This window comes from Rhizobium sp. rho-13.1, assembly GCF_007000305.1.
Taxonomy (GTDB): domain Bacteria; phylum Pseudomonadota; class Alphaproteobacteria; order Rhizobiales; family Rhizobiaceae; genus Rhizobium; species Rhizobium rhododendri.
In genome coordinates this window covers 1-5,584 of sequence record NZ_SCFL01000051.1, presented here as the reverse complement: position 1 = coordinate 5,584, position 5,584 = coordinate 1, and the positions used below count along the sequence as shown (strand labels likewise).

General features: G+C 57.8%; 3 protein-coding genes and 2 pseudogenes. 2 read left to right on the top strand and 3 right to left on the bottom strand.

The annotated features are described in order from the left end of the window. From EQW76_RS28400 to EQW76_RS28390, 3 genes are all read right to left on the bottom strand, one after another. Positions 1-428: transposase (locus tag EQW76_RS28400; RefSeq protein WP_244617045.1), on the bottom strand; the 428-nt coding region annotated here is incomplete at its 3' end. Positions 429-642: 214 nt separating this feature from the next. Further along, entirely contained in the window at positions 643-1,212 is a 570-nt protein-coding gene (locus EQW76_RS28395; RefSeq protein ID WP_142832584.1) for a putative glycolipid-binding domain-containing protein, read from the bottom strand. Positions 1,213-1,242: 30 nt separating this feature from the next. Beyond that, on the bottom strand, positions 1,243-1,869 hold the full coding sequence (locus EQW76_RS28390) for a recombinase family protein (protein WP_142832583.1): 627 nt from the start codon (positions 1,867-1,869) through the stop codon (positions 1,243-1,245). A 129-nt stretch (positions 1,870-1,998) separates the two neighbouring features. Here EQW76_RS28390 and EQW76_RS28385 point away from each other — a divergent pair. Together EQW76_RS28385 and EQW76_RS28380 are read left to right on the top strand one after the other, a co-directional pair. Next, a pseudogene (locus tag EQW76_RS28385) lies at positions 1,999-4,950 on the top strand (Tn3 family transposase); the annotation flags it as partial. A gap of 287 nt (positions 4,951-5,237) precedes the next feature. Further along, positions 5,238-5,354 (top strand): annotated as a pseudogene (locus EQW76_RS28380) (IS110 family transposase); the annotation flags it as partial. Between the last annotated feature and the right edge of the window lie 230 nt (positions 5,355-5,584).

Sequence of the window (5,584 nt, the reverse complement as noted above, 5' to 3'; positions counted from 1 at the left end):
GAAACGCTTGTCCGCGACTTGCTGAAACCGCTGTCCCGATTTAGCGAAATCCGCACAATCGTCCGCAGGGCGCTTTCCGATGCGTTGGTGTGCAGCGGAATGTCGGGATAGTCGAGCACCTTCAGGAGTTCGTTCTTTCTTCGATGCAGCCGCTCAAGAAGCTTGTCGAGGGCCTCATAACCGGTGCGTAGAGTGAAGATCCGATCGAACCGTCGTCGGAATGCGGGAGCGGATGCTGGGGTAGGGTTCTGCTTGTAGGCTTTCAAAGCTTTGTAGTATCGCCAGATGAGATCGCGGACGACTGTGGCCCATCGCTCCTCCTTTGCGGTTGCCGGCATCAACTTTTGCACCAGACGTTCTGCATGCACCCAACAGAGGGCATGATTGCCGACGCGGAACTGGCCGGCATCGTCGGACACGATCACCATGTCACCCACCAAACCATGATGGCGGATGGCACCCCAGAGCCCGGCTTCGGCAAGCAGGCCAACGGCTTGCGTATCAAAAATGTCGACGCCATCTTGCCAGCCAGATGGCCCCTGAACATTAAACGGGCACAGATATACGGTAGTGAGATCGACGTATGGTCAGCGGGGCCAGAGTCGAGTGGACAGCGATTTTCCCTATTTATCGCGGCCGTAACTACGGTGTCATTTTCACTCTGCGGAATGTGTCGGGATAATCGAGCACGAGACCTGTTTCGTCGATTTCAAGTTCGGCTGTAAACGCTCGAAACAAACCTTCATAGCGATAGCGGCGATCTGGCGTCAGGCAGGTGTAACGCTGCTCCGCCCGCTGCGGCAGAAAATCACCGTTGATCTGATCGAGAAGGGGGACATAGGCGACCGTAATATCTTGGCTTGCCTCTGCCTGTAGCTTCAACCGCTTGATAGGCAGCGTGTTTGTAGCCGGAGTGATCCCGATATCAACATCGATGCAGCCATCCAGGTCGGGGAGCGGCCTGTCCTTGAGGGCGTCGCGCCAGTTTCCTTTGCCATCTGCCTCCACATGCAGATATGGCCCGTCGACATATCTAACGCGCACCTCGCGCGTCCTGAACGCTGAGTCGGTGCGGACGAAGTAGTATCCTCCATAGGCCCCGTGCCGGGTCCCCGCGACAACACCTTCCAGGATGAGGCCCTCGCCAGCATCGGTACAGACGCAATGCTCCAGCCCATTACCATTCCAATCCTCCCATCGGACAACAGCCATCGCGTAACCTTTCACCTTCTATGCGGATAATTACCGCGTTTTCTTTTTCAGCATTTTTTCGCCATCGGCTCGTAGCTCGCCTTTCGGCCCCACAAAACGGTAAAGCGTTTGTCGCGTGACGCCAAGCTCGACGCATAGGTCTGCCACCTTCGTTTCCGGCTTTCCCATTGCTGCCTCAGCAAGGCGCAGCTTTGCCGGCGTCATCTTGAACGGCGCTCCACCATTTCTGCCGCGAGCGCGGGCTGCCGCTAGGCCTGCTTTGGTCCGTTCGACGATCAGCGCCCGCTCGAACTCGGCAAGTGCAGCGAAGATACCAAACACCAGTCGACCATTGGCCGTCGAAGTATCGATTGATGCACCTTCGCCTGCCAAGACCTTAAGGCCGATATTCCGCTGGGTAAGGTCGCCGACCAGATTGACGAGGTGGCGAAGATCGCGGCCGAGGCGGTCTAGCTTCCAGACGACGATTGTGTCGCCACGGCGCAGCGCCTTCAAGCAGGCGGCCAGACCGGGACGGTCATCCTTCTTTCCTGACGCGGAGTCCTCATAGATATTGTCGGCCTCGACCCCAGCTTGGGTCAGCGCATCGCGTTGCAGATCGTGGACCTGACTACCATCGGCTTTCGACACCCGCGCATATCCGATCAACGTTGTCATTTATACGTCCGTCTGTGTGACAATTTTCATTTCGCGGCGGCAAAGCCTGTAGATTGTCACATAACCCGTCTTGCAATGTAAGCTCTGTGAACGGTTATCTCCGGTCTTTTTGTGACAGATGGAGTGCCGATGCCTCGCCGCATGATTTTGACGGATGCCGAACGGCAAAGTTTTCTCGCCCTGCCCGCCGACGACGACACCCTGATCCGCCATTGGAGCCTCAATGACGAAGACCAGCGTCTTCTCGAAACACGCCGGCGTGACGATACTCGGTTGGGTTTGGCCCTTCAGCTCTGTGCCCTTCGCTATCCCGGACGACTGATCCAGCGTGGGGAGGTGATCCCGGAAAGCGCGCTCGCCTTTCTGGCCGAGCAGCTCAGCATCGAACCAGAGGCGCTGGCAAGTTTCGCACGAAGAACGCCCACGCGCTACGAACAACTGGCCGTCCTACGTCAACACTACGGGTTCACCGAACTGAGCCACCCCCTGCGAGCTGACCTGCTTGCCTTCGCGCGAGGTGTGGCGATCGCCTCGACCAAGGACAAGTTCGTTATCACAGCGCTCGCCGATGAGATGCGCCGTCGGCGTATCGTCATTCCCGGCATCACGGTGATCGAACGGTTGGCAGGGCAAGCCTGCACCGAAGCGGAGGAAGCGCTGTTCGCAGATGTTGCCGCGAGACTGCCTCCAGATCTGGTTGTCAGGATGGAGGCCTTGTTGGGTATGGGACCGCGTATCCGTCAAAGTGGGATCTCCTGGTTACGCGAACCGCCCGGAAAAGCCGGCGAAGCCGCCATGCGAGGATTGATTGATCGGCTTGAGGCCGTGCGTCATGTCGGGCTTTCCAACGATGTGCTCCAGGTCGTCCCTGCCCACCGTGTGCGTCGCATGGCACAGGAAGGTCGCCGCCTGACAGCCCAGAATTTCGAGCAAATGCGGTCAGGCCGCCGATATGCAACACTTGGAGCCTTCCTTCTGGAGATGGAAATTGCGCTCACTGATGCAGCGATCGGCATGTTCGAGGTCCTGATTGGCAAGACATTCCGGCGGGCAGAGGCTGAGCGCGACAGGCAACTACTGGAAAATGCCTCATCGGCGACATCGGCTCTGGATTTCTTCGTAAGCTTCGGAGAGGCTATTTCCACCAAACGCGAAACCGGGCTTTCCCTGGATGAGGCAGTCAACGCTGTCAGCAGTTGGGACCAGTTGATGCAGGCGACCGCAGCTGCAAAAGCGGCCTCTCGTACCCGTAAAGATGACGATCTGATCGCCTACCTGCCGGCCCAATATGCGCGCATCCGGCGGTTCTCAGCTCCGTTCCTGACAGCGTTCACCTTCGAGGGGAACCGTCAAAACCGCGACTTCATCGGCATAGTGATGCAAATGAAGGTCGCAGGAAAAGGTCGCCGTCGCTCGACAAATCCGCCCTGGATTGAGAACGCGCGCGATTTGGTCGACAAGCGCTGGATCAAGGTGATCCTGGCAGCGGACGGCTCGATCGATCAGAGAATGCTGGAACTCTTCATCCTTGTCGAACTGAAGAACCGGATTGCTGCCAACGAGATCTGGATAAAAGGGTCGCGCACCTACCGCGCGCTCGACGAGGACATGATCTCGCACCAGACCTATGCCATCATCAAGGCCGAGGCCCGAATCCCCGTCGCAATTCCGATCGATGTCGAGATCTATCTTGCTCAGAAAGCCGAAGCGCTGGACCAGAAACTGCGCGAGGCAGCGAACCGTTTGGAGACCGGTCGTGGCGACACGCGCATCGGCGCAAAGGGGTTGCGAGTACCCGCGGTCAAAACCGCCGAGACCGAAGCTGCACTCGCATTCGCAAAACGAGTGGCAGCAGCCATGCCGCCGATCCGGCTGACGGACCTCGTCGCCGATATTGATCGAATGACCGGCTTCAGCTCCCTGTTTGAGCATCTTCAGACCGGACGGACGCCGAACGACATGCGTGTGTTCTATGCAGCGCTCATCGCCGAAGCCACAAACCTCGGCTTTTCGAAGATGGCGCTCGCCTGCCCCGGCATAACACGCCGCCAGCTACAGCAGATGGCGATATGGCACTTCAGGGAGGAGACGTTCTCCCTGGCGCTTGCCAAGCTCGTCGAGGCCCAACATGCCGCCCCGTTCGCGGCCGTCTTTGGTTCTCACACCGTCTCCTCCTCCGATGGACAGCATATCCATCTTGGCGATGGCGGTGAAGTCGCCGGCGGCGTCAACGGCCATTACGGAACCAACCCGATCATCAAGCTCTACACAGCGATCTCGGGCCGCTATGCTCCGTTCCACACAAAGATCATCGCTGCGACGGCGAGCGAAGCGGTCCATGTTCTCGATGCTCTTCTTGAAACCGATGTAGGTCTCAACATCGTCCGCCATCACGTCGATGGCGGCGGCGTCAGCGATCTCGTCTTTGCATTTTGCCATGCGCTCGGCTTTGCTTTCGTGCCTCGCATTCCCGATCTCGATGGGCGATGCCTCTATGGCTTTAGGCCTGCAAAACAGTATGGCATTCTTCAGAATGTCATGGGCGACCGCATCGACGCCGACCTGATCCGGGCGCATTGGGACGATATTTTGCGCCTGATGACCTCGCTGCGCACGCGCACCGTCAGTGCCTCGCTCATGCTCAAGCGATTGTCCGCAACCACGAGGCAGAGCGGTCTCGCCCAGGCGCTACGTCACATGGGCCGGATCGAGCGGACCCTGTTCACGCTCGACTGGATCAATGACGAGGATCTTCGGAAGACAACAGCTGCAGAGCTGAATAAAGGGGAGAGCCGCAACAGTCTCGTGCGTGCCGTCAATCTCCACCGTCTCGGCCGGTTCCGTGATCGAAGCCAGGAAAACTTGTCAATCCGAGCATCGGCCCTCAATCTGATCGTCACCGCTATCATTCACTGGAACACGATCTACACGGGCCGTGTCGTCGATGTCCTTCGAAATACCGGGCAGCCAGTCGCCGAGCCCCTGCTTGCCAGCCTGTCGCCGCTCTCATGGGAACACGTAAATCTTACCGGTGATTACCTATGGGAAGAAAAGCCCGCGCTCGACGATACCGGCTTCCGAAATTGTCATATTTTGTGTCGCGATCAGTTTTCGCTTAGCGCCGAAGCCGTTGATGTATGCCGTCGGGGTCAGCACAAGAGCAGCCCTCCCGTCCTTCCGCGAAAGGTGCCTCGGCGGATGGAGCAAACCTCAACGTCTCGATCATGGGGCGATCCTAACAGATAGGATATTGGGCTTGAGTCCCTGCCTCGACATCACAGGTTTGATGAAGAGGTGCTGCGCTTCGAGTTGATGATAAACGTGGTCATGTGAGAACAGCCACAAACATCAATGGAAGGAAGCGCAGCATGAAGTATTTTGCAGGCCTTGACGTCTCGTTGCAAGAGACATCGGTATCTATCGTTGATGAGACCGGTCGGATTTGCCGGGAAATGAAAGTCGTCGGTCACCCGGACGATCTCGCCGTTCGTCTCGAACTTGCTCTTGCCCCCGAGGGGCGAACAAACGCTGGTGTTATTATCCCAGCAGTTCTAGGCGGACGCCAACCAACCCAAACGTAAGCGGTGAGGAATTATCGAATCGACGGGCTCTTACTGTGGTGGAGTTCGTTCGATGTTATGAAATTGTTGCTGTGACAATCTGCAAGCCTGTCAGGTTGCGGGCGGCAGCCGGATATCGGCCATCAGTCCTTTCG

What these genes read in the sequence shown, in the direction of transcription:
- EQW76_RS28390 (WP_142832583.1), bottom strand. Translation starts at nt 1,869, where the DNA reads ATGACAACGTTGATCGGATATGCGCGGGTGTCGAAAGCCGATGGTAGT.
- EQW76_RS28395 (WP_142832584.1), bottom strand. Translation starts at nt 1,212, where the DNA reads ATGGCTGTTGTCCGATGGGAGGATTGGAATGGTAATGGGCTGGAGCAT.